The sequence below is a fragment of the Pantoea eucrina genome (assembly GCF_001691555.1).
GTDB classification, from domain to species: domain Bacteria; phylum Pseudomonadota; class Gammaproteobacteria; order Enterobacterales; family Enterobacteriaceae; genus Pantoea; species Pantoea borealis.
The window spans coordinates 1,528,915-1,552,706 of the sequence record NZ_MAYN01000008.1 but is presented as its reverse complement, the minus strand read 5'-3'; the positions used below and the strand labels follow the sequence as shown (position 1 = coordinate 1,552,706).

22 protein-coding genes are annotated in these 23,792 nt (G+C 58.6%); 17 read left to right on the top strand and 5 right to left on the bottom strand.

Going from position 1 to position 23,792, the window contains the following annotated elements:
* Positions 1–51 precede the first annotated feature (51 nt).
* The 13 genes from pabC (at position 52) to BBA90_RS13380 (ending at position 11,778) form a co-directional block, all read left to right on the top strand.
* Complete coding sequence (gene pabC / locus BBA90_RS13440) at positions 52–864, top strand: aminodeoxychorismate lyase (protein ID WP_065649591.1); 813 nt, start codon at positions 52–54, stop codon at positions 862–864.
* Positions 861–1,880 carry an endolytic transglycosylase MltG gene (gene mltG / locus BBA90_RS13435; RefSeq protein ID WP_065649590.1) on the top strand — a complete coding sequence of 340 codons (1,020 nt, stop codon included), beginning with the start codon at positions 861–863 and terminating at the stop codon, positions 1,878–1,880. The genes pabC and mltG overlap by 4 nt, the downstream gene beginning before the upstream one ends.
* Entirely contained in the window at positions 1,870–2,505 is a 636-nt protein-coding gene (gene tmk / locus BBA90_RS13430; RefSeq protein ID WP_065649589.1) for a dTMP kinase, read from the top strand. Before mltG ends, tmk begins: the two co-directional genes overlap by 11 nt.
* Complete coding sequence (gene holB, locus BBA90_RS13425; protein ID WP_065649588.1) at positions 2,502–3,494, top strand: DNA polymerase III subunit delta'; 993 nt, start codon at positions 2,502–2,504, stop codon at positions 3,492–3,494. Before tmk ends, holB begins: the two co-directional genes overlap by 4 nt.
* A 15-nt stretch (positions 3,495–3,509) precedes the next feature.
* Complete coding sequence (locus tag BBA90_RS13420) at positions 3,510–4,301, top strand: metal-dependent hydrolase (protein WP_065649587.1); 792 nt, start codon at positions 3,510–3,512, stop codon at positions 4,299–4,301.
* A gap of 281 nt (positions 4,302–4,582) precedes the next feature.
* On the top strand, positions 4,583–6,016 hold the full coding sequence (gene ptsG, locus BBA90_RS13415; protein WP_065649586.1) for a PTS glucose transporter subunit IIBC: 1,434 nt from the start codon (positions 4,583–4,585) through the stop codon (positions 6,014–6,016).
* Between the two features lie 179 nt (positions 6,017–6,195).
* On the top strand, positions 6,196–6,546 hold the full coding sequence (hinT, locus tag BBA90_RS13410) for a purine nucleoside phosphoramidase (RefSeq protein WP_065649585.1): 351 nt from the start codon (positions 6,196–6,198) through the stop codon (positions 6,544–6,546).
* Positions 6,547–6,563: 17 nt separating this feature from the next.
* A complete protein-coding gene (locus tag BBA90_RS13405) occupies positions 6,564–6,929 on the top strand; it encodes a YcfL family protein (RefSeq protein WP_065649584.1) in 366 nt (121 codons plus the stop codon).
* A gap of 11 nt (positions 6,930–6,940) precedes the next feature.
* Positions 6,941–7,540 (top strand): penicillin-binding protein activator LpoB, encoded by a 600-nt coding sequence (lpoB, locus tag BBA90_RS13400; RefSeq protein ID WP_065649583.1) that lies wholly within the window; start codon positions 6,941–6,943, stop codon positions 7,538–7,540.
* Entirely contained in the window at positions 7,521–8,342 is an 822-nt protein-coding gene (thiK, locus tag BBA90_RS13395; protein WP_065649582.1) for a thiamine kinase, read from the top strand. Before lpoB ends, thiK begins: the two co-directional genes overlap by 20 nt.
* 15 nt (positions 8,343–8,357) lie before the next feature.
* Complete coding sequence (gene nagZ / locus BBA90_RS13390) at positions 8,358–9,398, top strand: beta-N-acetylhexosaminidase (protein ID WP_065649581.1); 1,041 nt, start codon at positions 8,358–8,360, stop codon at positions 9,396–9,398.
* 243 nt (positions 9,399–9,641) lie between these two features.
* Complete coding sequence (locus BBA90_RS13385; RefSeq protein ID WP_065649580.1) at positions 9,642–10,946, top strand: NAD(P)/FAD-dependent oxidoreductase; 1,305 nt, start codon at positions 9,642–9,644, stop codon at positions 10,944–10,946.
* Positions 10,947–11,235: 289 nt separating this feature from the next.
* Positions 11,236–11,778, top strand: a complete 543-nt coding sequence (locus BBA90_RS13380) for a glycine zipper 2TM domain-containing protein (protein ID WP_039383872.1) — start codon at positions 11,236–11,238, stop codon at positions 11,776–11,778.
* A gap of 66 nt (positions 11,779–11,844) precedes the next feature.
* Here the strand turns inward: BBA90_RS13380 and mfd are convergent, their stop codons facing one another.
* Positions 11,845–15,297, bottom strand: a complete 3,453-nt coding sequence (mfd, locus tag BBA90_RS13375) for a transcription-repair coupling factor (RefSeq protein WP_065649579.1) — start codon at positions 15,295–15,297, stop codon at positions 11,845–11,847.
* Positions 15,298–15,675: 378 nt separating this feature from the next.
* On the opposite strand from mfd, the gene lolC reads away from it, so the two are divergent.
* The 4 genes from lolC (at position 15,676) to cobB (ending at position 19,792) form a co-directional block, all read left to right on the top strand.
* Positions 15,676–16,875, top strand: a complete 1,200-nt coding sequence (gene lolC, locus BBA90_RS13370) for a lipoprotein-releasing ABC transporter permease subunit LolC (protein WP_065649578.1) — start codon at positions 15,676–15,678, stop codon at positions 16,873–16,875.
* The gene (gene lolD, locus BBA90_RS13365; protein ID WP_065649577.1) at positions 16,868–17,572 is read left to right on the top strand and encodes a lipoprotein-releasing ABC transporter ATP-binding protein LolD; all 705 of its coding nucleotides are present in this window, start codon (positions 16,868–16,870) and stop codon (positions 17,570–17,572) included. The genes lolC and lolD overlap by 8 nt, the downstream gene beginning before the upstream one ends.
* Complete coding sequence (gene lolE / locus BBA90_RS13360; protein ID WP_065649576.1) at positions 17,569–18,813, top strand: lipoprotein-releasing ABC transporter permease subunit LolE; 1,245 nt, start codon at positions 17,569–17,571, stop codon at positions 18,811–18,813. Before lolD ends, lolE begins: the two co-directional genes overlap by 4 nt.
* Positions 18,814–18,958: 145 nt before the next feature.
* Positions 18,959–19,792, top strand: a complete 834-nt coding sequence (gene cobB, locus BBA90_RS13355; protein WP_065649575.1) for a Sir2 family NAD+-dependent deacetylase — start codon at positions 18,959–18,961, stop codon at positions 19,790–19,792.
* Positions 19,793–19,824: 32 nt separating this feature from the next.
* Here the strand turns inward: cobB and potD are convergent, their stop codons facing one another.
* Genes potD through potA form a run of 4 tightly spaced genes read right to left on the bottom strand, consistent with a single transcriptional unit; the run spans position 19,825 to position 23,605 of the window.
* The gene (gene potD, locus BBA90_RS13350; protein ID WP_065649574.1) at positions 19,825–20,865 is read right to left on the bottom strand and encodes a spermidine/putrescine ABC transporter substrate-binding protein PotD; all 1,041 of its coding nucleotides are present in this window, start codon (positions 20,863–20,865) and stop codon (positions 19,825–19,827) included.
* A 10-nt stretch (positions 20,866–20,875) separates the two neighbouring features.
* Positions 20,876–21,649, bottom strand: a complete 774-nt coding sequence (potC, locus tag BBA90_RS13345) for a spermidine/putrescine ABC transporter permease PotC (RefSeq protein ID WP_065649573.1) — start codon at positions 21,647–21,649, stop codon at positions 20,876–20,878.
* Positions 21,646–22,497 (bottom strand): spermidine/putrescine ABC transporter permease PotB, encoded by an 852-nt coding sequence (gene potB / locus BBA90_RS13340; RefSeq protein WP_167350687.1) that lies wholly within the window; start codon positions 22,495–22,497, stop codon positions 21,646–21,648. Before potB ends, potC begins: the two co-directional genes overlap by 4 nt.
* Positions 22,490–23,605, bottom strand: a complete 1,116-nt coding sequence (potA, locus tag BBA90_RS13335; RefSeq protein WP_065649571.1) for a spermidine/putrescine ABC transporter ATP-binding protein PotA — start codon at positions 23,603–23,605, stop codon at positions 22,490–22,492. The genes potB and potA overlap by 8 nt, the downstream gene beginning before the upstream one ends.
* Positions 23,606–23,792: the final 187 nt, after the last annotated feature.

Here is a 23,792-nt window from a genome sequence, read left to right as displayed (position 1 = left end):
CTATCCGGGGAGATGAGATCATTTCAGGGCTGACTGTCTGAGGAGAGCGCGGTGTGGATTAACGGTATTCCGCAAACAATGCTGCCGGCCAGCGATCGTGCCGTTCAGTTTGGCGATGGCTGTTTTACCACGGCCGCCGTGCATAACGGCAGAGTCGTGATGGCTGAGGCGCACCTGCAGCGTCTGGAACAGGGGTGCAGGCAGCTTCTGCTGCCGATGCCTGATCTGTCGCTGCTGGCGGATGAAATGCGGCGCATTGCGCAGGGGCATGCCCGGGCGGTGCTCAAGATCATCCTCACGCCGGGCTCCGGCGGACGGGGCTACAGCCGGCGCGGCTGTCAGGCTCCTGTGCGCATCCTCTCACTGTCACCCTGGCCACAGCATTACGCTACACTGCAGCAGCAGGGTGCGAGCCTGGTCACCAGTCCGGTGCCCCTGGCCCGTAATCCGCTGCTGGCAGGCATCAAACACCTCAACCGGCTGGAGCAGGTGATGATTCGCCACCACCTTGATGAAACCGATGCAGACGAGGCGCTGGTACTGGACACCGCGGGATGCGTGGTAGAATGCTGCGCTGCCAATCTGTTCTGGCGCAGCGGCACCCGGATTTTTACTCCCCATCTGGATCAGGCGGGCGTAAACGGCATTATGCGACGTTTTCTGATGGCACAGCTGGCGGCCAGCGGCCAGGCTTGCCAGGAAGTCAGCGCGCCGCGTGAAGCGGTCCTCGGCGCTGACGAAGTCGTGATCTGTAATGCACTGATGCCGGTGCTGCCGGTGCGGCAAATCGATGACATCGTTTTCACTGAACGCACGCTGTATCAGCAACTTTTTACCTGTTGCCAGAAAATGGACGTAACATGAGTCGAACCAAAAAAATTATTGCGGGTGTGGCAGCGATCGCTGCTGCCGCTGCCGCGTTTAGCTACTGGCAGACAGAGCGCCTGGCAGACGCGCCGCTGACCATTCACCAGGAAACTCTTTACACGCTGCCGGCGGGTAGCGGACGTGTAGTGCTGGAAGCGCAGCTGGAAAGTCAGCATATTATTCCGCGCAGTATCTGGTTTGGACCGCTGCTGAAGCTGCATCCGGCGCTGGCAGAGTTCAAAGCGGGTACTTACCGGCTGGAGCAGGGCATGACCGTGCGTCAGCTGCTGCAGCTTCTGGCCAGCGGTAAAGAGGCGCAGTTCCCGCTCCGTTTTATCGAAGGTTCACGCCTCAGTGAGTGGCTGAGCGAGCTGCGTAAAGCGCCTTATCTGAAGCATACGCTCGCAGATGACAGTTTTGCCAGCGTGGCGGCAGCGCTGAAGCTGGAGGCTGCACAGCTCGAGGGCAGCTTCTATCCCGATACTTATCTCTATACTGCCAATACCACGGACGTTGCAGTACTGACGCGTGCACACACCCGCATGAACAAGCTGGTCGATGAGGTCTGGCAGAAGCGTATGGCGAATCTGCCCTATAAAGATCCGCGGGAGCTGGTGACAATGGCGTCAATTATCGAGAAAGAGACGGGCGTAAGCGAAGAGCGCGCGCGGGTAGCGTCTGTGTTTATTAATCGTCTGCGCACCGGGATGAAGCTCCAGACCGATCCCACCGTGATCTACGGAATGGGCGAGCGCTATACCGGCACGCTGACGCGTAAAGATCTCGATACGCCGACCGCCTATAATACCTACAGCATCAGCGGCCTGCCGCCCGGACCGATTGCGATGCCGGGGCGCGCCTCGCTGGAAGCCGCTGCGCATCCGGAAAAGAGCAGCTATCTCTATTTTGTCGCGGATGGCAAGGGCGGGCATACTTTTACCACGAATCTCGCCAGCCATAACCGGGCGGTGCAGGCTTACCGCCAGGCGCTGAAGGAAAAAAATGAAGAGTAAGTTTATTGTCATTGAAGGACTGGAAGGCGCGGGTAAAACCACGGCGCGCGATGCGGTAGTGGACGTTTTACAGCAGCACGGTATCAGCGACATCGTATTCACCCGCGAGCCGGGCGGCACACCGCTGGCCGAACAGCTGCGGGTGCTGGTGAAGCAGGGTATTGAAGGCGAACAGGTTACCGACAAAGCTGAGCTGCTGATGCTCTATGCTGCCCGGGTGCAGCTGGTAGAAAACGTGATCAAGCCGGCGCTGGCGCGCGGCGCGTGGGTGGTGGGCGATCGTCACGATCTCTCCTCGCAGGCTTACCAGGGCGGCGGACGTGAAATGGATGCCGCGCTGATGACCACGCTGCGTGATGCGGTGCTGGGCGATTTTCGTCCCGACCTGACACTCTACCTTGATGTGACGCCGGAAATCGGACTGCAGCGCGCCCGGGCCCGTGGCGCGCTGGATCGCATTGAGCAGGAGTCGCTGCGCTTTTTCGAACGCACCCGTGCACGCTATCTGGCGCTGGCGCAGGCGGACACCAGCATCGTGACTGTCGATGCAACGCAGCCTATTGATGAGGTGACAACGTCACTTAAAGCTGCCCTGCATCGCTGGCTGGCCGGGCAGCGCCCATGAACTGGTATCCGTGGCTGAATCAGCCCTACCGGCAGATTATTGCCCGCCATCAGGAGGGCGTGGCGCATCATGCGCTGCTGCTGCAGGCACCTGAGGGCATGGGAGACGATGCGCTGGTATGGGGCATCAGCCGCTGGCTGATGTGCCAGCAGCGTGAAGGGGCTAAAAGCTGCGGCGCATGTCACGGCTGTGAACTGATGCAGGCGCATACGCATCCGGACTGGTACCGGCTGGAAGCAGAAAAAGGAAAAGCGTCGCTGGGTGTTGATGCCGTGCGCGACGTGACGGAAAAGCTCTATCATTTTGCGCAGCAGGGGGGTGCGAAGGTGGTCTGGCTGCCGGATGCTGCCCAGCTGACGGAAGCGGCTGCCAGTGCGCTGCTGAAAACGCTGGAAGAGCCACCCGCAAACTGCTGGTTCTTCCTGAGCGTGCGGGAGTCATCCAGGCTGCTGGCCACGCTGCGCAGCCGCTGTCTCAGCTGGCCGCTGATCCCGCCGGAGGAGTCGCAGAGCCTCGCCTGGCTGGGCCGTGAGGTGACACAGCCGGAAGCGGCGCTGCGCGCTGCGCTGCGACTGAGCGGGGGGGCGCCTGCCGCAGCGCTGGCGCTGCTGCAGCCCGCCCGCTGGCAGATGCGTCAGACGCTATGCGATACGCTGCTCACGGCGCTGAATGACGACATTCTGCAGCTGCTGCCTGCGCTGAACAGTGACGACGTGGCCGATCGTCTGGGCTGGCTCATCTCGCTGCTGGTGGACGCCATGAAAATGCAGCAGGGTGCAGCGGCGTGGCTGAGTAATGGCGATCGGCCTGATGTTGTGACCGCGCTGGCCCGTCAGCTGAACAGCAACGCCCTGAACAGCAGTGTGCAGCAGTGGATAGCCTGTCGCGAACAGCTGCTGCACGTTGCATCGCTTAACCGCGAACTTATTCTGACCGACCGGCTGCTGGCCTGGAGCCGTTTACTGGCACCGCCTGTCATCAGCCCGTAATTATCTGAGAAAATTATGTTTATTGTTGATTCCCATTGCCACCTCGATGGCCTTGACTATGAAAACCAGCACCGCGACCTGGATGACGTTATCGCCAAAGCCGCCGCGCGCGACGTAAAATTTATGCTGGCGATTGCCACCACGCTGCCGGACTACTATCGCATCAAAGCGCTGGTGGGCGAGCGGCAGAATATTGCGCTGGCCTGCGGCGTTCATCCGCTGAACCAGGAGGAACCTTGGGATGTGGCGGAGTTCCGCCGCCTGGCCGCAGAGGAGCAGGTAGTGGCGCTGGGGGAAACCGGCCTCGACTACTTCTATCAGCAGGAGACCAAAGCGCAGCAGCAGGCTGCTTTTCGCGAACATATTCGCACCGGTATTGCACTGAATAAGCCGATCATTGTGCACACCCGGGAAGCCCGCGACGATACGCTGGCGATCCTGCGCGAAGAGCAGGTTGAGAAGTGTGGCGGCGTGCTGCACTGTTTTACCGAAGATCGTGCAACCGCAGCAAAACTTCTGGATCTCGGTTTTTATATCTCTTTCTCCGGCATTCTGACATTCCGTAATGCAGAGCAGATCCGCGACGCCGCGCGCTTTGTGCCGCTGGATCGTATGCTGGTTGAGACGGATTCGCCCTATCTGGCTCCGGTGCCGCATCGCGGCAAAGAGAATCAGCCTGCCTTTACGCGTGACGTGGCCGATTATATGGCAGTGCTGAAAGGGGTGGATATTGAGACCCTGGCGGCGGCTACCACGCAGAATTTCTCACGCCTGTTTCATATCCCTATGGCGCGTCTGGGTGCCTGAGCCTTTATTTCAAACGCTGTAATTAATCCGTAACGAACTGCCTGTATCAGGTTAATCCCGAAACAGGCAGTGTTTTATTGCGCTATTATCCGGCAGGTCAGTCAGAAAGTGCTGAAAGCTGCGCGCTATCATTGAGGAAACGTGATAGCCGTCAAAGTAACGCGCACCCATTTATTTTACTCTTCGTAATAAATCAAAAGACGCTCAGCGTCATCCGGCTGCGGAACCTCCCCCGCAGCCACGCGCATCGCGCAACTATGCACTCATACTCAGGAGCTTCTATGTTCAAGAACGCATTTGCGAACCTGCAGAAAGTAGGTAAATCGCTGATGTTGCCGGTATCGGTTCTGCCGATTGCCGGTATTTTGTTAGGTGTTGGTTCTGCAAACTTTAGCTGGCTGCCGGCAGTGGTCTCCCACGTCATGGCCGAGGCAGGCGGGTCCGTTTTTGCCAACATGCCGCTGATTTTTGCGATTGGTGTGGCGCTGGGCTTTACCAATAACGACGGCGTGTCAGCACTGGCGGCGGTTGTCGCCTACGGCATCATGGTCAAAACGCTGGCCGTTGTGGCACCGCTGGTGCTGCATCTCCCTGCTGCCGAGATAGAAGCGAAACATCTGGCGGACACCGGCGTACTGGGCGGGATCATTGCCGGTGCGATCGCTGCCTATATGTTTAACCGTTTTTACCGCATCAAGCTGCCTGAGTACCTCGGCTTCTTTGCGGGTAAACGCTTTGTCCCTATTATTTCGGGTCTGACCGCGATCTTTACCGGTATTGTGCTGTCGTTTATCTGGCCGCCGGTTGGTACCGCGATTCAGGACTTCTCGCAGTGGGCGGCGTATCAGAATCCGGTTGTGGCCTTCGGCATCTACGGTGTGATTGAGCGTGCGCTGGTGCCTTTCGGCCTGCATCATATCTGGAACGTTCCTTTCCAGATGCAGATTGGTGAGTTCACCAATGCGGCCGGCCAGGTATTCCACGGTGATATTCCGCGCTATATGGCGGGAGATCCTACTGCCGGTAAACTCTCTGGTGGCTTCCTGTTTAAAATGTATGGTCTGCCGGCTGCAGCTATCGCTATCTGGCATTCGGCGAAGCCTGAGAACCGCGCCAAAGTCGGCGGTATCATGATCTCTGCCGCGCTGACTTCGTTCCTGACCGGGATCACCGAACCGATTGAGTTCTCTTTCATGTTCGTGGCACCGATCCTCTACGTGATCCACGCGATTCTGGCCGGTCTGGCGTTCCCTATCTGTATCCTGCTGGGCATGCGTGACGGTACCAGCTTCTCACACGGCTTGATCGATTTTATCGTCCTGAGCGGCAACAGCAGCAAAATCTGGCTGTTCCCGATTGTTGGCATCATCTACGGCCTGGTTTACTACACCGTCTTCCGCGTGCTGATTACAAAACTGAATCTGAAAACGCCGGGTCGTGAAGATACCGCGATTGAGCAGAGCAGCGTTACCGGCAGCGAAATGGCGGGCAAGCTGGTCAGCGCCTTTGGCGGCAAAGAGAACATTACCAACCTGGACGCCTGTATTACCCGTCTGCGCGTCAGCGTAGCCGATGTGGCGAAGGTTGATCAGGCTGAACTGAAAAACCTCGGTGCCCGCGGCGTGGTGGTGGCCGGTTCCGGTGTACAGGCTATCTTTGGCACTAAATCAGATAACCTGAAAACAGAAATGGATGATTACATCCGCAGTATGTAACACCTTTGCAGCGACAGTATGTGCAGTCACTAAAAACCCCCTCCTGTGAGGGGGTTTTTGTTTTTCAGCATGACGCTGTAAAAGCAGTCAGTCAGTGAAGAAAAGCCCGGAGAAGGTTGAACGAAACGGATTTTCTCGCGCATACTGCCAGACTGACTCAGGTAAAAAGGAACCGCACCATGGCTGAAGAGACTATTTTCAGTAAAATCATTCGCCGTGAAATTCCGGCCGATATTATCTACCAGGATGAACTGGTCACTGCTTTTCGCGATATTGCACCGAAAGCGCCGGTTCATGTACTGATTATCCCTAATGTGCTGATCCCCACGGCAAACGATGTTAAGCCAGCACATGAACATGCGCTGGGACGGATGATCACCGTGGCGGCGAAAATTGCCCGCGATGAAGGTATTGCTGAAGATGGCTACCGCCTGATCATGAACTGCAATCGCCACGGCGGTCAGGAGGTCTATCATATACACATGCACCTGGTGGGTGGTGAACCCCTGGGCCCGATGCTTGCTCAATAACCTCAGGCGGACCTGATATGCGTCAATGGCTGAGTGGCCTGCTATTATTGACTCTGGCAGGCTGCAGTAGTGATAAACCGATGATCAATACCTCGCAATCGCTGGTGATGGAGTCATCCGTGCTGTCTGCGGGGATCATTACTGACGAGCCAGAGCTTACCAGCCGCGACGGACAGCTGCAGGCGGCCAGCACGCTGCAAAATCTGCGTGAAGCGCCTGTGACGGTGCATTATCGTTTTTACTGGTATGACGATAAAGGACTGGAAATTGAGCCACAGGAGCCGGCACAGACGCAAACTGTTCCCGCACACGGCAGCGTAGTGGTGGCTTCGCAAATGGGCAATCTCACCGCCAGCAAAGTGCGGCTTTATCTTTATCTCTAAGGAGTAACCCCGTGATCCGCAGTGTTCAACGTTCTGGCGCGCTACTGTTTGCGCTGATGCTTACCGGCTGTGTGGTAAAACAGCAGACGCCGGCACCGGTCGAACCGACACAGCCGACGACCCCGGTTCAGCCGGAGCCGCAGCCGGAACCGCAACCCGTGCCGCCGCCGCAAAATGTGCCGCAGCCGCCTAAGCTAAAGACCATTAACTGGAGCGCCAGCGTCTCGCCGCTGGTGGCAAACATGGTACAGTCTGCCGGAGTGAATCCGGGCAGCGTGCTGCTGGTTGATCGCCTTAAAAACAGCACCAATGGCGCGCTGCAGACAGAAAAAGCCACCAGTGCGATTCAGAACGCGCTGGCAAATAACGGCAAATTCACCCTGGTGTCCGATGACCAGCTGAATCAGGCACGGCAGACGCTGGGCCTCTCACCGGAAGACAGTCTGAATTCGCGCAGCAAAGCGATTGGCCTGGCGCGCATCGTCAATGCGCAGTATGTGCTTTACAGCAATGCGAAAGGCGAGGTGAAGTCACCCACGCTGCAGATGCAGCTGATGCTGGTACAGACCGGCGAAATCATCTGGTCAGGTAATGGTGCAACACAACCCTGATCCCGCGCTGGTTCATCTGGTGCAGCAACAGTGGCCGACGGCATCCGCCGCCGGCTATTTTTTCGCGCTGCCCGGGCTGAGCGGCAACAGTTTTAAAATCACGGGCGAGCAGGATACGCTGCTGGCGCGGCGCATACCCCTGCAGCCCATACCCTTTGTTAACCGGCAGCGCGAGTACCGTATTTTGCGCCAGCTGCGCGAGGCCGGCCTTGGGCCTGAACCGCTCAGCTGGCAGACTCCGTGGCTGCTGCAGCGCTGGCTGCCGGGCGAGGCGCTGACGCCTGCCGGCTTTGACGCGCAGCGCAGCGAAATAGTGACGCTGATCAGTACGCTGCACCGGCAGCCGCTGACCGGCTATCCGTTGCGGCTGCTGCCTCTGCTGCAGCACTACTGGCAGCGCTGCCGTCAGCGGCACTGGCGCTGGCTGAAGCGGCTGCAGCGGCTGCAGCGACAGGGTGAACCGCACCCGCTGCGCCTTGCGCCGCTGCATATGGACGTCCACCCGGGTAATGTGATCGCCACGCCGGCCGGACTAAGGCTGATTGACTGGGAGTATGCGGCCGATGGCGACGTGGCGCTGGAACTGGCTGCCCTCTGCGCAGGGGCACCGGCGCAGGCCGCGGCGTGGACAGAAGAGTATGCCGCACTGACGCAAATGGATGGCGCCGTGCTGGCGCGTCAGATAGCGCGCTGGCAGCCGTGGCTGCAACTGCTGATGGCGAGCTGGTATCAGCTGCGCGCCGAGCAGAGCGGAGAGGCAACTTTACAGCAGCTGGCGCAGGCCAGCTGGCAGGATATTTAACTCAGGAACAGAGCTATGACAATCAATGCACCCGGCCCGCTGATGCTGGACGTTGCCGGCTACACGCTGGACGCCGAAGAGCGCGAAATACTGCAGCACCCGCTGGTGGGCGGACTTATTCTGTTTACGCGCAACTTTCATGACGTTGCTCAGCTCCGCGAGCTGGTGCGTCAGATCCGCGCTGCTTCCCGCAACCGGCTGGTGGTGGCGGTTGATCAGGAAGGCGGACGCGTGCAGCGTTTCCGTGAAGGCTTTACACAGCTGCCGGCAATGCAATCCTTTGCTGCCCTGCACGATCTGACTACGGCAGGCGAACTGGCGCAGCAGGCGGGCTGGCAGATGGCGGCAGAAATGACCGGGCTTGATATTGATATCAGTTTTGCTCCGGTACTGGATATCGGACACATCAGCGCTGCGATAGGCGATCGGGCGTTTCATGCTGACCCTGCCATTGCGCTGCAGATCGCACGGCGCTTTATTAATGGCATGCGCGAAGCCGGTATGAAAACCACCGGTAAACATTTTCCCGGCCACGGCGCGGTCAGCGCGGATTCGCATAAAGAGACACCGCGCGACACGCGCGATGCAGCCACGCTGCGCCAGCACGATATGGCTATTTTTCAGCAGCTCATCAGTGAACAGCTGCTGGATGCGGTGATGCCAGCCCACGTTATCTATACTGATGTGGATCCGCTGCCCGCCAGCGGCTCGCCTTACTGGCTGCAGCAGGTACTGCGTCAGGAGCTCGCCTTTGACGGCGTGATATTCTCCGACGATCTGTCGATGGAGGGGGCTGCCGTGATGGGCAGCTATGCCGAAAGGGCGCAGCAGTCGCTGGATGCCGGGTGCGATATGATCCTGGTCTGCAACCAGCGGGCGGGCGCAATCAGCGTACTGGATAATCTGCAGGCGGGTCCGGCAGAGCGTATTGCGCGGCTCTGGCATCGCGGCCGGCACTCGCTGGATGCGCTACAGGACAGCGCGCGCTGGCGCCAGAATCAGCGTCAGCTCAGCGATCTGCAGACGCGCTGGCTGGCACATAACGCGCAGCCGTAAGCATGTCGAAACGCCGCGTTCCGCTCTGTGAATGCGGCGTTTGTCGTGTGATGCTATTCACAAAATGTGTAACATTCTGATAATCCCCGTGAAAGATTGATCTGCATCAATTTCCTTATGATCTGGTTCTGCCGGCGTGATATTCTGCCCTCAGCACGCGATTAACTATCGCCAACCCTATGTTTATTAAGGTTTTATTTAACCATCAATTAACCTTTGGTTTACAACTTTGAGGGGTCTGCATTGACTACAACCGTGGAAAAGATCGTCATTATTGGCGGAGGTGCCGGCGGCCTGGAGCTGGCAACGCAGCTGGGGCATAAGCTGGGCCGCAGCAAAAAAGCGGAGATTATTCTGGTTGACCGTAACCACAGTCATCTCTGGAAACCGCTGCTGCATGAGGTGGCGACCGGTTCTATGGATGAGGGCATCGATGCGCTGAGCTATCTGGCCCATGCCCGTAACCACGGCTTTCAGTTTCAGCTGGGATCGCTGACGCAGATCCACCGCGACCGCAAAACCATTGAACTGGCAGAAATCCGCGACGCTCAGGGTGAGATTCTGGTGCCACAGCGTGAGCTGGCGTGGGACCGTCTGGTGGTGGCGCTGGGCAGTACGTCCAACGATTTTGGTACGCCGGGCGTGAAAGATCACTGCATCTTCCTCGACAATCCGCATCAGGCGCGTCGCTTCCATAATGAGATGCTGAATCAGTTCCTGCGTTTTTCCGCCAGCGAAGGCGAATTGCAGAAAGTGAATATCGCCATTGTTGGCGGCGGCGCCACCGGCGTGGAGCTCTCCGCTGAACTCTACAATGCGGTGAAGCAGCTGCACAGCTACGGCTACAAAGGCCTCGACAGCAGCGCGCTCAACGTCACGCTGGTGGAAGCGGGTGAACGCATTCTGCCCGCGCTGCCGCCGCGTATCTCTGCAGCGGCGCATCAGGAGCTGACCAAACTGGGCGTGCGCGTTCTGACGCAGACCATGGTGACCAGCGCCGATGCTAAAGGGCTTAACACCAAAGAGGGTGAGTATATTGCTGCCGATCTGATGGTGTGGGCAGCAGGCATCAAAGCGCCTGACTTTATGAAAGAGATTGGCGGTCTGGAGACCAACCGCATTAACCAGCTGGTGGTAAAAGAGACGCTGCAGACCACGCGCGATGAAAATATCTATGCGCTTGGCGACTGCGCCTCCTGTGCGCTGCCCAATGGTGGCTTCGTACCGCCGCGCGCGCAGTCGGCACATCAGATGGCGTCGCGCGTGCTGGATAACATCCTGGCGCAGCGTAAAGGTAAGCCGCTGAAAGCGTATGTTTATAAAGATCACGGCTCGCTGGTTTCGCTGTCGCGCTTTACCACGGTAGGCAGCCTGATGGGTAACCTGATGCGCGGCTCAATGATGGTGGAAGGGCGTATTGCGCGCTTTGTCTATATCTCTTTGTATCGTATGCATCAGATTGCGCTCCATGGATACTTCAAGACCGGGTTAATGATGCTGGTCGGCAGTCTGAACCGCGTACTGCGTCCGCGACTTAAACTGCACTAATTAATCGCGGGCGACATGATGTCGCCCGCGCCTGTTTTACCGTCATTACATCGCTGCAAATCATCAGTTCACCGTAAGAATACCTGCCTTCAGCCTGCTGCTCGGAACTCTCCTAAAAGCTGGCCCTGCTGCGCTTATGCTGCGTTTCCTCCATTAATCTGATGTTGCAATTCCGGACCATCTGCAAAACTTATCTTCAGGAACACGGCGCGGCGCGCACGCCGGTTATGCCTCCGCTACAGCCTGTAGCGACGGGAATGCGCGGTAACACTGTCAGGAGGATATTCCTGTGAATAAATCAATGCTTGCGGGTATCGGAATCGGCGTAGCAGCAGCGCTGGGCGTGGCGGCGGTCGCCAGCATGAACGTGTTTGATCGCGGTCCGCAATTTGCTCAGGTGCTGTCAGCCACCCCGATTAAAGAGAGTATTAAACAGCCGCGTCAGGAGTGCCGTAACGTTACGCTGACGCACCGTCGTCCGGTACAGGATGAGAACCGCATTGCCGGTTCTGTGCTGGGTGCCGTCGCTGGCGGCGTGCTGGGTCATCAGTTCGGCGGCGGTCGCGGTCGCGATGTGGCTACCGTAGCGGGTGCGCTGGCCGGCGGCTACGGCGGTAATCAGGTGCAGGGCGCGCTGCAGGAGCGGGATACCTACACCACCAGCGAACAGCGCTGCAGAACGGTATACAGTAAACAGGAAAAGATGCTGGGTTATGATGTGACCTATAAAATAGGCGACCAGCAGGGCAAAATCCGCATGGAGAATGACCCTGGCACCCGCATCCCGCTTGACCGTAATGGTCAGCTCATCCTGAATTCGAATCAGGCCTGATTGGGCAAAGCTATTTCACAGCAAACCAGATAAAAAAAGCGCCGTAAGGCGCTTTTTTATTGTGTATCAGCCTGCCGGCAGCCGGTGCTTTGCCAGTTCGGTAATAAACTCCTGAACCCACTCCATGCGCAGCTTGCGTTCAGTCAGATCGCGCGTGAAGCGCAGCCGCGTCGGGCCATCCAGCTTCCACTGTGCCGGATCTTTCTGCAGCAGGCTAATCAGCCAGCCGGGATCGATCTGGTTCTGTGGGGCAAACTCAAAGAAGCCGCCTTTGTCACTGGCTTCAATTTTGCGCACGCCCAGCTCGCGCGCGGCGAGGCGCAGCGCGGCAATATCCAGCAGATTGCGCGCGGCATCAGGCAGTTTACCGAAGCGGTCAATCATCTCTACCCGCAGTTCAGCCAGGTCCTGCTCGTCGGCGGCGCTGGCAATCCGTTTATAGAGTGAAAGACGGGTGCTGACATCGGGAATGAAATCATCCGGCAGCAGCGCCGGCATCCGCAGTTCTATCTCGGTCTGATTGCTGGTGAGATCTTCCAGCGACGGCTCACGTCCCGCTTTCAGCGCATCCACCGCGTTTTCCAGCAGCTCCATATAGAGCGTAAAGCCGATGCTCTCCATCTGACCGCTTTGATCTTCACCCAGCAGCTCACCGGCGCCGCGAATTTCAAGATCGTGCGTTGCCAGCGCAAAGCCGGCGCCAAGATCTTCCAGCGAGGCGATCGCTTCCAGCCGCTTCTGGGCATCGGTGGTCATCGCTTTGGGGTGGGGTGTCAGCAGCCAGGCGTAGGCCTGGTGGTGCGAACGACCCACGCGGCCACGCAGCTGATGCAGCTGTGCCAGACCAAAGTGATCGGCACGCTCAATGATAATGGTGTTGGCGCTGGGTACATCAATACCGGTTTCAATAATGGTGGTACAGACCAGCACATTAAAACGCTGGTGATGGAAATCGTTCATCACCCGCTCCAGATCGCGCTCGCGCATCTGGCCGTGACCAATTGCGATACGCGCTTCCGGCACCAGATCCGCCAGCCGCTGCGCCGCTTTCTCAATGTTTTCCACGTCATTATAGAGGTAGTAAACCTGGCCACCGCGCAGCACTTCGCGCAGAATCGCTTCGCGCACCACCAGACTGTCATATTCACGCACAAAGGTTTTTACCGCCAGGCGGCGGGCAGGCGGCGTGGCGATAATCGACAGATCGCGCATCCCGCTCATCGCCATATTCAGCGTACGCGGAATCGGTGTGGCGGTCAGCGTCAGGATATCGACGTCGGCGCGCATCGCCTTGATGCGCTCTTTATGCCGCACGCCAAAGCGATGCTCTTCATCCACAATCAGCAGCCCGAGGTCGCGCCATTTGAGATCGCTCATCAGCAGTTTGTGCGTGCCGATCAGAATATCGATTTTGCCTTCGCTCGCCTGCTCCAGTACCTGCGCCTGCTCTTTAGCGCTGCGGAAGCGTGACAGCATCTCGATACGCACCGGCCAGTTGGCAAAGCGATCGCGGAAGTTATCATAGTGCTGCTGCGCCAGCAGGGTGGTGGGAACCAGCACCGCCACCTGCTTGGTGTTCTCCACGGCCAGAAACGCCGCGCGCATCGCCACTTCCGTTTTACCAAAGCCGACGTCGCCACACACCAGGCGATCCATCGCCAGCGGCTGGCACATATCACTCAACACGGCGTTAATCGCTTGCGCCTGATCCGGCGTGGTTTCAAACGGAAAGCCTTCGCAGAAGAGCCGGTACTGTTCGCGATCGTGCTTAAAGGCGTAGCCGCTCTTCGCGGCACGCTGGGCGTAGATATCCAGCAGTTCCGCCGCCACATCGCGCACTTTTTCTGCCGCTTTCTGCCGCGCGCGTGACCAGGCATCACTGCCAAGCTTGTGCAGTGGCGCATTGTCATCGGCGCCGCCGGCGTAGCGGCTGATCAGATGCAGTGAGGAGACCGGCACATAAAGTTTGGCGTCGCCGGCGTAGGAGAGCATCAGGTACTCCGCCACAATCCCGCCGGCCTCAAGCGTGGTGAGTCCGATATAGCGTCCGACGCCGTGCTCCAGGTGCACCACCGGCTGACCGGGATGCAGCTCCGCCAGGTTGCGGATCAGCACGTCCGGATTGATGGTGCGGCGGTTATCCTGCCGCCGACGGCTGACGCGCTCGCCCAGCAGATCGCTTTCACAGATCAGCGCGCGATTGCGCAGCGTATCAATAAAGCCACGCTCGCTGGCGCCTATCATCAGGCTGTAGGGCTGAGCCGCTGCTTCGCTGAAGTGCTCAACCGGCTGAGGGCGTAGCTTAATGCGCGCCAGCAGCTCCTGCAGGCTTTCCCGCCGGCCTTCGCTCTCTACCGAGAAAATCACCTGACCGCTAAACTGCTCCAGAAACTGGCGCAGCAGGTCGAGTGGGGCTTTCGCCTGGGCCTGCACGGTCAGTTCCGGCAGCGGCTCATACGCCAGGTTGGTATTGGCCGCTTTTTCCGGCAGCGTTTCTGCCGTGAGCTGCATGCGCGGCCAGTCTTTCAGTTCGCTGAGCAGCGCATCGGGTCGCAGCCAGAGCGTGGCCGGCTCCAGCAGCGGACGCATCGGATCGATGCGCCGGTTTTCAAAGCGCGCGTGCGCATCCTGCCAGAAGCGCTCCGCGCTGCCGGGCAGATCGCCACAGTTCAGCACCAGCGTGCTGGCGGGCAGGTAGCTGAACAGCGTGGGCAGCGGCTGCTCAAAAAACAGCGGCTGCCAGTATTCGATGCCGGAGGGCAGCGTGCCTTTACTGACCTGCTGATAGATATGCTCCGGCTCGCGGCGCACGTCGAAAATCTCGCGCCAGCGGGTGCGAAACAGCTCAATCGCCGCTTTGTCAGTGGGAAATTCGTGCGCCGGCAGGAGGTTGATTGCGTCCACTGATTCCAGCGTGCGCTGGCTGTCAACGTCGAACAGGCGCAGGCTGTCGATTTCATCATCAAAAAAGTCGATGCGATAGGGCTGGTCGCTGCCCATCGGGAAGAGATCGAGCAGGGCACCGCGCGTGGCGTATTCGCCGTGCTCCATCACCTGATCGACGTGGCGATAACCCGCCTGCTCCAGCTGATCGCGTAGCGCGTCGCGTGACAGTTTTTGTCCCTGCTGCATCACCAGCGCATGCCCGTGCAGAAAACTATGCGGGCAGACGCGCTGCATCAGCGTATTCACGGGCAGGATCAGCATGCCGCGTGCCAGCATCGGCAGCTGATAAAGCGTAGAGAGGCGTGCTGAAATAATATCCTGGTGGGGCGAAAAGCTGTCGTAAGGCAGCGTTTCCCAGTCCGGCAGGTTAATGACCGGCAGGTCGGTAAACTGACGGATCTCCTCCTGCAGCCGCAGCGCGGATTGCATATCCGGGGTGATCATCAACACCGGACCCTGATGGCGTTCGGTGATACTGGCGCACTCAACCGCCTGCGCGGCGCCGACCAGCTGGCCGAGCTGACGATGGTCTCCTGCTTTGGCAGGCAGGGTATAACGATGCTGTTCCGACATAGGGTCTCGACGTGCTCTCCTTGTATTTCAGGGCGTCATCATTCCATAAACCGCCCTGATGATCATCTCTCCATTGTGCCCGCAGGCAGGCCGGAAGGGAGCGACAGCGACTCCGCGCTATCAGCCTGACAGATATAATAGTCCCGATATGCCAGTGATGGTATGCGCGCGCCGCCCGCTGCAGCCGTTCGTACAGCTTTTGTTCGCCCGTGCAGCCGGCCGCGCCGGCCGCTGCGAGAGAAATCTGGCCTGTGACGCGGCAGGGACGCATTTTGATGCAACTTCGCTCATCACTCAGTGGGTTAGAGGTTTCATAAAGCAGGCGGCTCCATTATCATCCCTCTACCTTATTATCAGGCAATGGCCAGAACGGAACTCATGTATCAACCAGTTGCGCTATTTATCGGTTTACGCTACATGCGTGGACGGGCTTCAGACCGCTTTGGTCGCTTCGTCTCCTGGCTTTCCACTATCGGCATTACCCTGGGCGTGATGGCGCTGGTGACCGTGCTGTCGGTGATGAACGGCTTTGAGCGTGAGCTGGAGGGAAATATCCTGGGGCTGATGCCGCAGGCGCTCATTACCAGCGACAAAGGCAGTATCGATCCGCAGCAGCTGCCGGCTGACAGCCTGAAGCTGCAGGGCGTCACGCGCGTTGCGCCCCTGACCACCGCTGATGTGGTGCTGCAGAGTGCGCACAATGTGTCGGTTGGCGTGATGCTGGGAATAAACCCGGACGAACCCGATCCGCTCACGCCTTACCTGGTCAACACGCAGCAGCAGGTGCTGCAGGCGGGCCACTATAATGTGATCCTCGGTGAGCAGCTCGCTTCACAGCTTGGCGTGAAGCGGGGCGACGCGCTGCGTCTGATGGTGCCGTCGGTGAGCCAGTTTACTCCGGTCGGGCGCCTGCCCAGCCAGCGCATCTTTACCGTTGCCGGCACTTATGCGGCGAATAGTGAAGTAGATGGCTATCAGATCCTGGTCAACCAGCAGGATGCGTCACGCGTTATGCGCTATCCGGCAGGCAACATCACCGGCTGGCGGCTCTGGCTGGAAAAGCCGCTGAGCGTGGATACGCTGAGCACCCAGCCGCTGCCGCAGGGCACGGTGTGGAAAGACTGGCGCGAGCGCAAAGGCGATCTTTTCCAGGCGGTACGCATGGAAAAAAATATGATGGGGCTGCTGCTGAGTCTGATTATTGCCGTAGCGGCGTTCAATATCATTACCTCGCTGGGTCTGCTGATTATGGAGAAGCAGGGCGAGGTGGCGATACTGCAGACGCAGGGCCTGACCCGGCGGCAGATCGTCGCGGTCTTTATGGTGCAGGGCGCGAGTGCCGGGATCATTGGTGCGCTGCTGGGTGCGCTGCTGGGCGTGCTGCTGGCCAGCCAGCTGAATACGCTGATGCCGGTCATCGGTTTGTTTCTTGAGGGCGCGGCGCTGCCGGTGGACATTAATCCCTGGCAGGTGGTGATTATCGCTCTGGTCTCTATGACGGTTGCGCTGCTCTCAACCCTTTATCCCTCCTGGCGCGCTGCCGCCGTTCAACCCGCTGAGGCTCTACGTTATGAGTAATACCCCTTTGTTGCAGTGTCGCGACCTGTGCAAACGCTATCAGGAAGGCAGCGTGCAGACCGATGTGCTGCGCAACGTGGCTTTCAGCCTGCAGCCCGGTGAGCTGACGGCGATTGTCGGCAGCTCCGGCTCAGGTAAAAGTACGCTCCTGCATCTGCTGGGCGGGCTGGATGCGCCTACCTCGGGCGACGTGGTGTTTGATGGCCGCACGCTGAATGCCATGAGCGCTTCCGCGAAAGCAGAGCTGCGCAACCGCGAGCTGGGCTTTATCTATCAGTTCCACCACCTGTTGCCTGACTTCAGCGCGCTGGAAAACGTGGCGATGCCGCTGCTGATTGGCAAAACGGCCAAAGCGGAAGCAGAGAGCCGCGCACGTGAAATGCTGGCGGCGGTCGGACTGGAGAAGCGCGCCGCGCATCGTCCCTCTGAGCTGTCAGGCGGCGAGCGGCAGCGTGTGGCGATAGCCCGGGCGCTGGTCAACCGTCCGCGTCTGGTGATGGCGGATGAGCCAACCGGTAACCTCGACGCGCGCAACGCCGATGCAATATTTGAACTGCTGGGCGAGCTTAACGTGCGTCAGGGCACCGCTTTTCTGGTGGTAACACACGATCTGCAGCTGGCAAAACGCCTGACGCGGCAGATGGAAATGCGTGACGGACAGCTGAGCGATCGCCTGACGCTGGGAGCTGAGGCATGACCTCTTCTCTCTCACTGTTGCTGGGGCTGCGTTTCAGCCGGGGCCGGCGGCGTGGCGGCATGGTATCGCTGATTTCAGTGATCTCCACCGTGGGGATCGCGCTGGGCGTGGCCGTACTGATCATCGGCCTCAGCGCGATGAACGGTTTTGAGCGTGAGCTGAATAACCGCATTCTGGCCGTCGTTCCGCACGGCGAAATTGAGCCGGTCGACGGACCGCTGCGCGACTGGCAATCCCTGATAGCTCCGATGGAGCAGGTGCCCGGCATCGCGGCGGCGGCGCCCTATGTTAACTTTACCGGCTTAATCGAGAGCGGGGCCAGGCTGCAGGCGCTGCAGGTAAAAGGGGTTGATCCGCAGCAGGAGTCGCGACTCAGCGCACTGCCGCAGTTTGTCGCTGGCGACGCCTGGTCACAGTTTGCTGCCGGCAAACAGCAGATTATTTTAGGCGGCGGCATTGCCAAATCGCTGAACGTGAAGCAGGGCAGCTGGATCACCATCATGATCCCGAACAGCAGCGCGGACAATAAGCTGCAGCAGCCGAAGCGCATCCGGCTGCAGGTCAGCGGTATTCTGCAGCTGAGCGGTATGCTCGATCACAGCCTGGCGCTGGTGCCGCTGGCGGATGCGCAGCGTTATCTGGGTCTGGGCGACAGCGTCAGCGGTATCGCGCTGAAGATGCACGATCCGTTTCAGGCGCAAAAGCTGGTGCGCTCGGCCGGTGAGGTAGCCCACGCCTATGTTTACATCAAAAGCTGGATTGGCACCTACGGCTACATGTATCGCGATATCCAGATGATCCGCGCCATTATGTATCTGGCGATGGTGCTGGTGATTGGCGTCGCCTGTTTCAATATCGTTTCCACCCTGGTGATGGCGGTCAAAGATAAGAGTGCAGATATTGCCGTGCTGCGTACCCTGGGGGCGAAAGATGGGCTTATCCGCGCTATCTTTATCTGGTACGGGCTGCTGGCGGGTCTGCTGGGCAGCGTCAGCGGTGTGGTCACCGGCGTGCTGGTGGCGCTGAACCTGACGCCGGTGATGCGCGGCATCGAACATCTGACCGGGCATACGCTGCTGGCAGGCGATATCTACTTTATCGACTTCCTGCCATCGGAACTGCACTGGCTTGATGTTGTCACTGTACTGGCAACCGCTATCGTGCTGAGCCTGATTGCCAGCTGGTATCCGGCCCGGCGCGCCAGCCGCCTCGACCCGGCCCGTGTGCTGAGCGGTCAGTAGCTACCCTGGCAGCCGCTCCGGCGGCTGCGTACAGATTCAGCGTCTGCGCAGGGCGGTATCGCCGCGCAGTCGTTATTATCGGGACAACATTGCCCACTACAACACCCGAAACACGGCGTACCGCGCCGCAGATCAAGGAGTTTTTATGCGCATACAGCGCCGCCGCCTACGACTCGCCCGCGACAGGAAAAACCGCCGTAAAGTGCATCAGCGCTTTCGCCAGCGCATTTTTGAGCGCGATCGCAGCGCTGAACTCGCCGCGCATCCGCTGCCGCGCGTTGTGGTGCTGACCGGTGCCGGCATTTCGGCCGAATCAGGTATCCGGACTTTTCGCGCCTCTGACGGCCTGTGGGAAGAGCATCGCATTGAAGATGTCGCCACCCCGGAAGGATTCCGTCGCGATCCGGCGCTGGTTCAGCGCTTTTATAATATTCGCCGCCAGCAGCTGCAGCAGCCGGAGATCCAGCCTAACGCCGCGCACCTGGCGCTGGCAGAACTGGAGCAGGCGCTGGGCGATAATTTTCTGCTGGTCACACAGAACATCGACAATCTGCACGAGCGTGCCGGCAGCCAGCGCGTGCTGCATATGCATGGTGAACTGCTGAAAGTACGCTGTGAAGAGAGCGGCCAGGTGGTGACGTGGTATAGCGACGTCACTGCAGACGATCGCTGCACCTGCTGTCAGTTTCCGGCCCGGCTGCGGCCGCATGTAGTATGGTTTGGCGAAATGCCGCTCGGCATGGAAGAGATCTATGAGGCGATGCAGCAGGTCGATCTGTTTATCGCCATCGGCACCTCAGGGCATGTCTATCCCGCCGCCGGCTTTGTGCATGAAGCCACGCTGCAGGGTGCGCACACGGTTGAGCTGAACCTGGAGCCGAGTCAGGTCGGCAATGAGTTTGCTGAAGGAAAGTATGGTCTGGCAAGCGAAGTGGTACCGGCATTTGTGCAGCGCCTGCTGGAGAGCCTGGTGCACTAAACCGGGCGCCCGTGCGGCGCCCGGCTGAGCCATCAGCGGCCGGCTTTCAGCTTCTGAAACAGCGTTTCATACTGTACGCTGGCGGCACCGACGTCATTCTGCCATTCGCCTTTTCTGATCACATCAGCTGGCGGGTAGAGTGACGGATCCTGCGCTACGGCCGCAGGCAGCAGCTTCTTCGCTGCCAGATTAGGCGTCGGGTAGCCAATGGTTTCTGCTACCTGAGCTGCCACCTCAGGGCGCAGCAGGAAGTTGATCAACTTCAGCGCCCCCTCCCGGTTTTTCGCGTTGGCCGGGATCGCCAGATTATCCATCCAGAAAATGCCGCCTTCTGCCGGCCAGACTATGCTCAGCGGGGTGCCCGCCTGACGCGCCACATAAGCGGAGCCGTTCCAGATCATCCCGACGTTCACTTCGCCCTCCATAAACGGGTTGCCCGGATTATCGGAGTTAAACGCCAGTACGTTGGGCATCAGCTTTTTCAGCTCCTCCCAGGCAGCGGTGATCTGCGCCGGGTCCTGCGTATTGCCGGAATACCCGAGCTTGCGCAGCGCCATCTGGAACACTTCGCGCGCATCATCCGTCAGCAGCAGACTCTGCTTATACTCCGGTTTCCAGAGATCAGCCCAGCGGGTGATCGTTTTGGGATCGATCTCATCGCTGTTGACACCGATGGCAGTCGCGCCCCAGATATAGGGAACAGAGTAGTCGTTACCGGGATCAAACGGCTTGTTAAGCAGGTCGGGATCGAGATTCTTAAAGTTGCTCAGCTGCGCTTTGTCGATCTTCTGCAGCATCCCCTCATTACGCATTTTGGCCACAAAATAGGTTGAGGGCACCACCAGATCGTAAGCGCCATCTTTCCAGGTTTTCAGCTTGGCGTACATGCTCTCATTGGATTCATAGGTGGAGTAGATCACTTTGATCCCGGTCTCTTTGGTAAACTGCTCCAGCAGACCCGGCGGCACATATTCCGTCCAGTTGTAGAAGTAGAGCGTCTTGTCATCAGCCTGCGCGCTCTGCATACACAGCGCCAGCGCTCCGGCGACCAGCCAGCAAGATTGTCTTTTCATGGGATATCCTCTATTGGGTTTTATCACGGAGCAGTAGCTGACTCACCGCCACCAGCAGCAGCGACAGTAGCAGCAGGATCGTCGCCAGCGCGTTCACTTCGGGTGAAACACCGACCTTCACCATGGAGTAGATCTTCAGCGGCAGGATCTCAAACCCCGGTCCGGTAACGAATGACGAGACCACCACGTCATCCATAGAGAGGGTAAAACTCAGCAGCCAGCCCGCCGCTACGGCCGGCATCGCCAGCGGCAGCAGGATTTTACGCAAAATGGTCATTTCGCTGGCACCGAGATCTTTTGCCGCCTCCAGCATACGGACATCAAATCCTTTCAGGCGCGAGTAAACGGTAATCACCACAAAAGGCAGGCAGAAGGTGATATGCGAAAACAGCAGCGACCAGAAGCCGAGCGAGATACCCAGCAGCATAAACAGCACCAGCAGGGAGATTGCCATGACAATATCCGGCGACATCATCACCACAAACAGCATGCCGCTGACGAAAGGTTTACCGCGAAAACGGTAGCGGTAGAGCGCGACTGCCGTCAGCGCCCCGATCAGCGTGGCGCAGGTTGCGGATAGCACACCCATGATAAGCGAGTGCTGTGCTGCCTGAATCAGACTGTCGTTATTCAGCAGCAGCTGATACCAGCGCATGCTGAATCCCTGCCAGTTAATGCCGAAGCGCGAAGCATTAAAAGAGTTCACGATCAGGATAATCATCGGAATATAGAGCCAGGCGTAAATCGCGGTCATAAAGCCACCGCGTAGCAGACGCGTCATCATGAGAGATCCACCCGGTTATTCAGCAGCCGCGCCGCACGCCAGTAGAACAGCAGCATAATGCCCATCAGCAGCGTCATCACCACGCTGGTTGCTGCACCAAACGGCCAGTCGCGGATGTTCAGAAACTGGCTCTTGATAATGTTACCAATCAGCAGATTTCTGGCACCGCCCATAAGATCCGCCACGTAAAACATACCCATCGCCGGGATAAACACCAGCAGGCAGCCGGCGACGATGCCAGGCAGGGTCAGCGGCAGAATAATGCGTACAACCGTCTGTAGCTTACTGGCACCGAGATCGCGCGCTGCTTCAAGATACGATCGGTCGAGCTTCTCCAGGCTGGAGTAGAGCGGCAGCACCATGAACGGCAGCAGAATATAGATTAAACCCAGGATCACCGCTTCAGAGGTGAACATGATACGAAAGGGTTTGTCTGTCACGCCAAGCCAGAGCAGAACGTCATTCAGCCAGCCGCGGGTGCTGAGAAAGATCTTCAGCCCATAGATGCGGATCAGCGAGTTGGTCCAGAAGGGTACAATCAGCAAAAAAAGCATCAGCGGACGCAGCCGCGGCGAGAGCCGGGTCAGGCACCAGGCAAACGGATAGCCCAGCAGCAGACAGCACAGGGTGGCGATAAACGCCATATTCAGCGAATGCAGCAGCACGCTGGCGTAGAGCGGGTCGAGCAGGCGGCGATAGTTATCAAAGGTCCATACCATGCTGACAAAATGCGCATCATCGCGCGTCAGAAAGCTGGTGGCGATAATCATCAGATTAGGTAACAGCACAAACAGCGCCAGCCAGCTGACAATCAGGGCAACAATCGCTTTCTGCAGACGATTACGCATCAGTTTCATAGGGCAGTACCACCTCCCAGTCCGGCACCCAGCGGATGGCCATTTTTTGATTCAGCGAGTGGTCAAAATCGGGGTCATCTTCGTTAAAGAACTCGCTGACCGTCAGCAGCTTGCCGTTCTCCAGTTCCACCGAGGACTCCAGGGTCATGCCTTTATAGCTGCGGTCGCGAACAAAACCGGTCAGATACTCGCTGCGGCTGTCATGGGCAATCTCTTCAACGCGCAGATCTTCCGGGCGCAGCAGTACGTGCAGTTTATCACCGGGTGCCACCGGGAACGGGCAGTGCAGATCGCAGGCGATGCCTTCAACGCGCGCGCGGATCCTGGGCGCGCGGTCGCACGCGATCACCTCGGCGTCAAAGACGTTGATTTCACCGATAAAACGCGCCACAAACAGATTGCCCGGCTCTTCATAAATTTCACGCGGCGTGCCATCCTGCTCAATGCGACCGTCGCGCATCACCACGATGCGGTCTGACATGGAGAGCGCCTCTTCCTGATCGTGGGTGACAAAGACAAAGGTGATACCCAGTTTGCGCTGCAGCGCTTTCAGCTCGTTCTGCATCTGACGACGCAGCTTATAATCCAGTGCCGAGAGAGACTCATCCAGCAGCAGCACTTTTGGCCGGTTGACCACGGCGCGGGCGATAGCCACCCGCTGCTGCTGTCCCCCTGAGAGCTGGTGCGGGCGCCGGTCGGCAAAACGCTCCAGCTGCACCATAGCCAGCACTTCATCAACACGCTGCACGATTTCACCCGCGGGGCGCTTCTGCATGCGCAGACCAAATGCGACGTTTTCAAACACGGACATATGCGGAAACAGCGCGTAGCTCTGAAACACGGTATTGATATGACGCTGTTCGGCGGGCGTATCGGTAATATCGCTGCCATCCAGTGTGATACGGCCGCTGTCGGTGGTTTCCAGTCCGGCAAGCAGGCGCAAAATGGTGGTTTTCCCGCAGCCTGACGGACCGAGCAGGGTAATAAACTCCCCGTGTCCGATATGCAGGTCGAAATCTGAGATGATGGTTTTCCCATCGAAAGCTTTACTGATGCCAGAAAGCGTAACCAGCGCCTGTTGTGCGCATGTTTGCGTCATTTTAGTCACTCAGTCTGAAGGGAGCAGGATACCGCCTCGCTGCCGGCGACAGCGAGCCGTAGTGAAGGCGGGATAATACCTGAAAATTTATGTAATGCCATGGTTTACCGCTGAATTACCCGGAAAAGAGGGAAAATTACCGAACTATGCATGGCACGTCAGCCGGCAATAATTTACCTGGTACAGT

Coding starts and splice junctions, on each gene's coding strand:
- mltG (WP_065649590.1), top strand. CDS start 861: ATGAGTCGAACCAAAAAAATTATTGCGGGTGTGGCAGCGATCGCTGCT.
- tmk (WP_065649589.1), top strand. CDS start 1,870: ATGAAGAGTAAGTTTATTGTCATTGAAGGACTGGAAGGCGCGGGTAAA.
- holB (WP_065649588.1), top strand. CDS start 2,502: ATGAACTGGTATCCGTGGCTGAATCAGCCCTACCGGCAGATTATTGCC.
- BBA90_RS13420 (WP_065649587.1), top strand. CDS start 3,510: ATGTTTATTGTTGATTCCCATTGCCACCTCGATGGCCTTGACTATGAA.
- ptsG (WP_065649586.1), top strand. CDS start 4,583: ATGTTCAAGAACGCATTTGCGAACCTGCAGAAAGTAGGTAAATCGCTG.
- hinT (WP_065649585.1), top strand. CDS start 6,196: ATGGCTGAAGAGACTATTTTCAGTAAAATCATTCGCCGTGAAATTCCG.
- BBA90_RS13405 (WP_065649584.1), top strand. CDS start 6,564: ATGCGTCAATGGCTGAGTGGCCTGCTATTATTGACTCTGGCAGGCTGC.
- thiK (WP_065649582.1), top strand. CDS start 7,521: ATGGTGCAACACAACCCTGATCCCGCGCTGGTTCATCTGGTGCAGCAA.
- nagZ (WP_065649581.1), top strand. CDS start 8,358: ATGACAATCAATGCACCCGGCCCGCTGATGCTGGACGTTGCCGGCTAC.
- mfd (WP_065649579.1), bottom strand. CDS start 15,297: ATGTCGGAACAGCATCGTTATACCCTGCCTGCCAAAGCAGGAGACCAT.
- lolC (WP_065649578.1), top strand. CDS start 15,676: ATGTATCAACCAGTTGCGCTATTTATCGGTTTACGCTACATGCGTGGA.
- lolD (WP_065649577.1), top strand. CDS start 16,868: ATGAGTAATACCCCTTTGTTGCAGTGTCGCGACCTGTGCAAACGCTAT.
- lolE (WP_065649576.1), top strand. CDS start 17,569: ATGACCTCTTCTCTCTCACTGTTGCTGGGGCTGCGTTTCAGCCGGGGC.
- cobB (WP_065649575.1), top strand. CDS start 18,959: ATGCGCATACAGCGCCGCCGCCTACGACTCGCCCGCGACAGGAAAAAC.
- potD (WP_065649574.1), bottom strand. CDS start 20,865: ATGAAAAGACAATCTTGCTGGCTGGTCGCCGGAGCGCTGGCGCTGTGT.
- potC (WP_065649573.1), bottom strand. CDS start 21,649: ATGATGACGCGTCTGCTACGCGGTGGCTTTATGACCGCGATTTACGCC.
- potB (WP_167350687.1), bottom strand. CDS start 22,497: ATGCGTAATCGTCTGCAGAAAGCGATTGTTGCCCTGATTGTCAGCTGG.
- potA (WP_065649571.1), bottom strand. CDS start 23,605: ATGACGCAAACATGCGCACAACAGGCGCTGGTTACGCTTTCTGGCATC.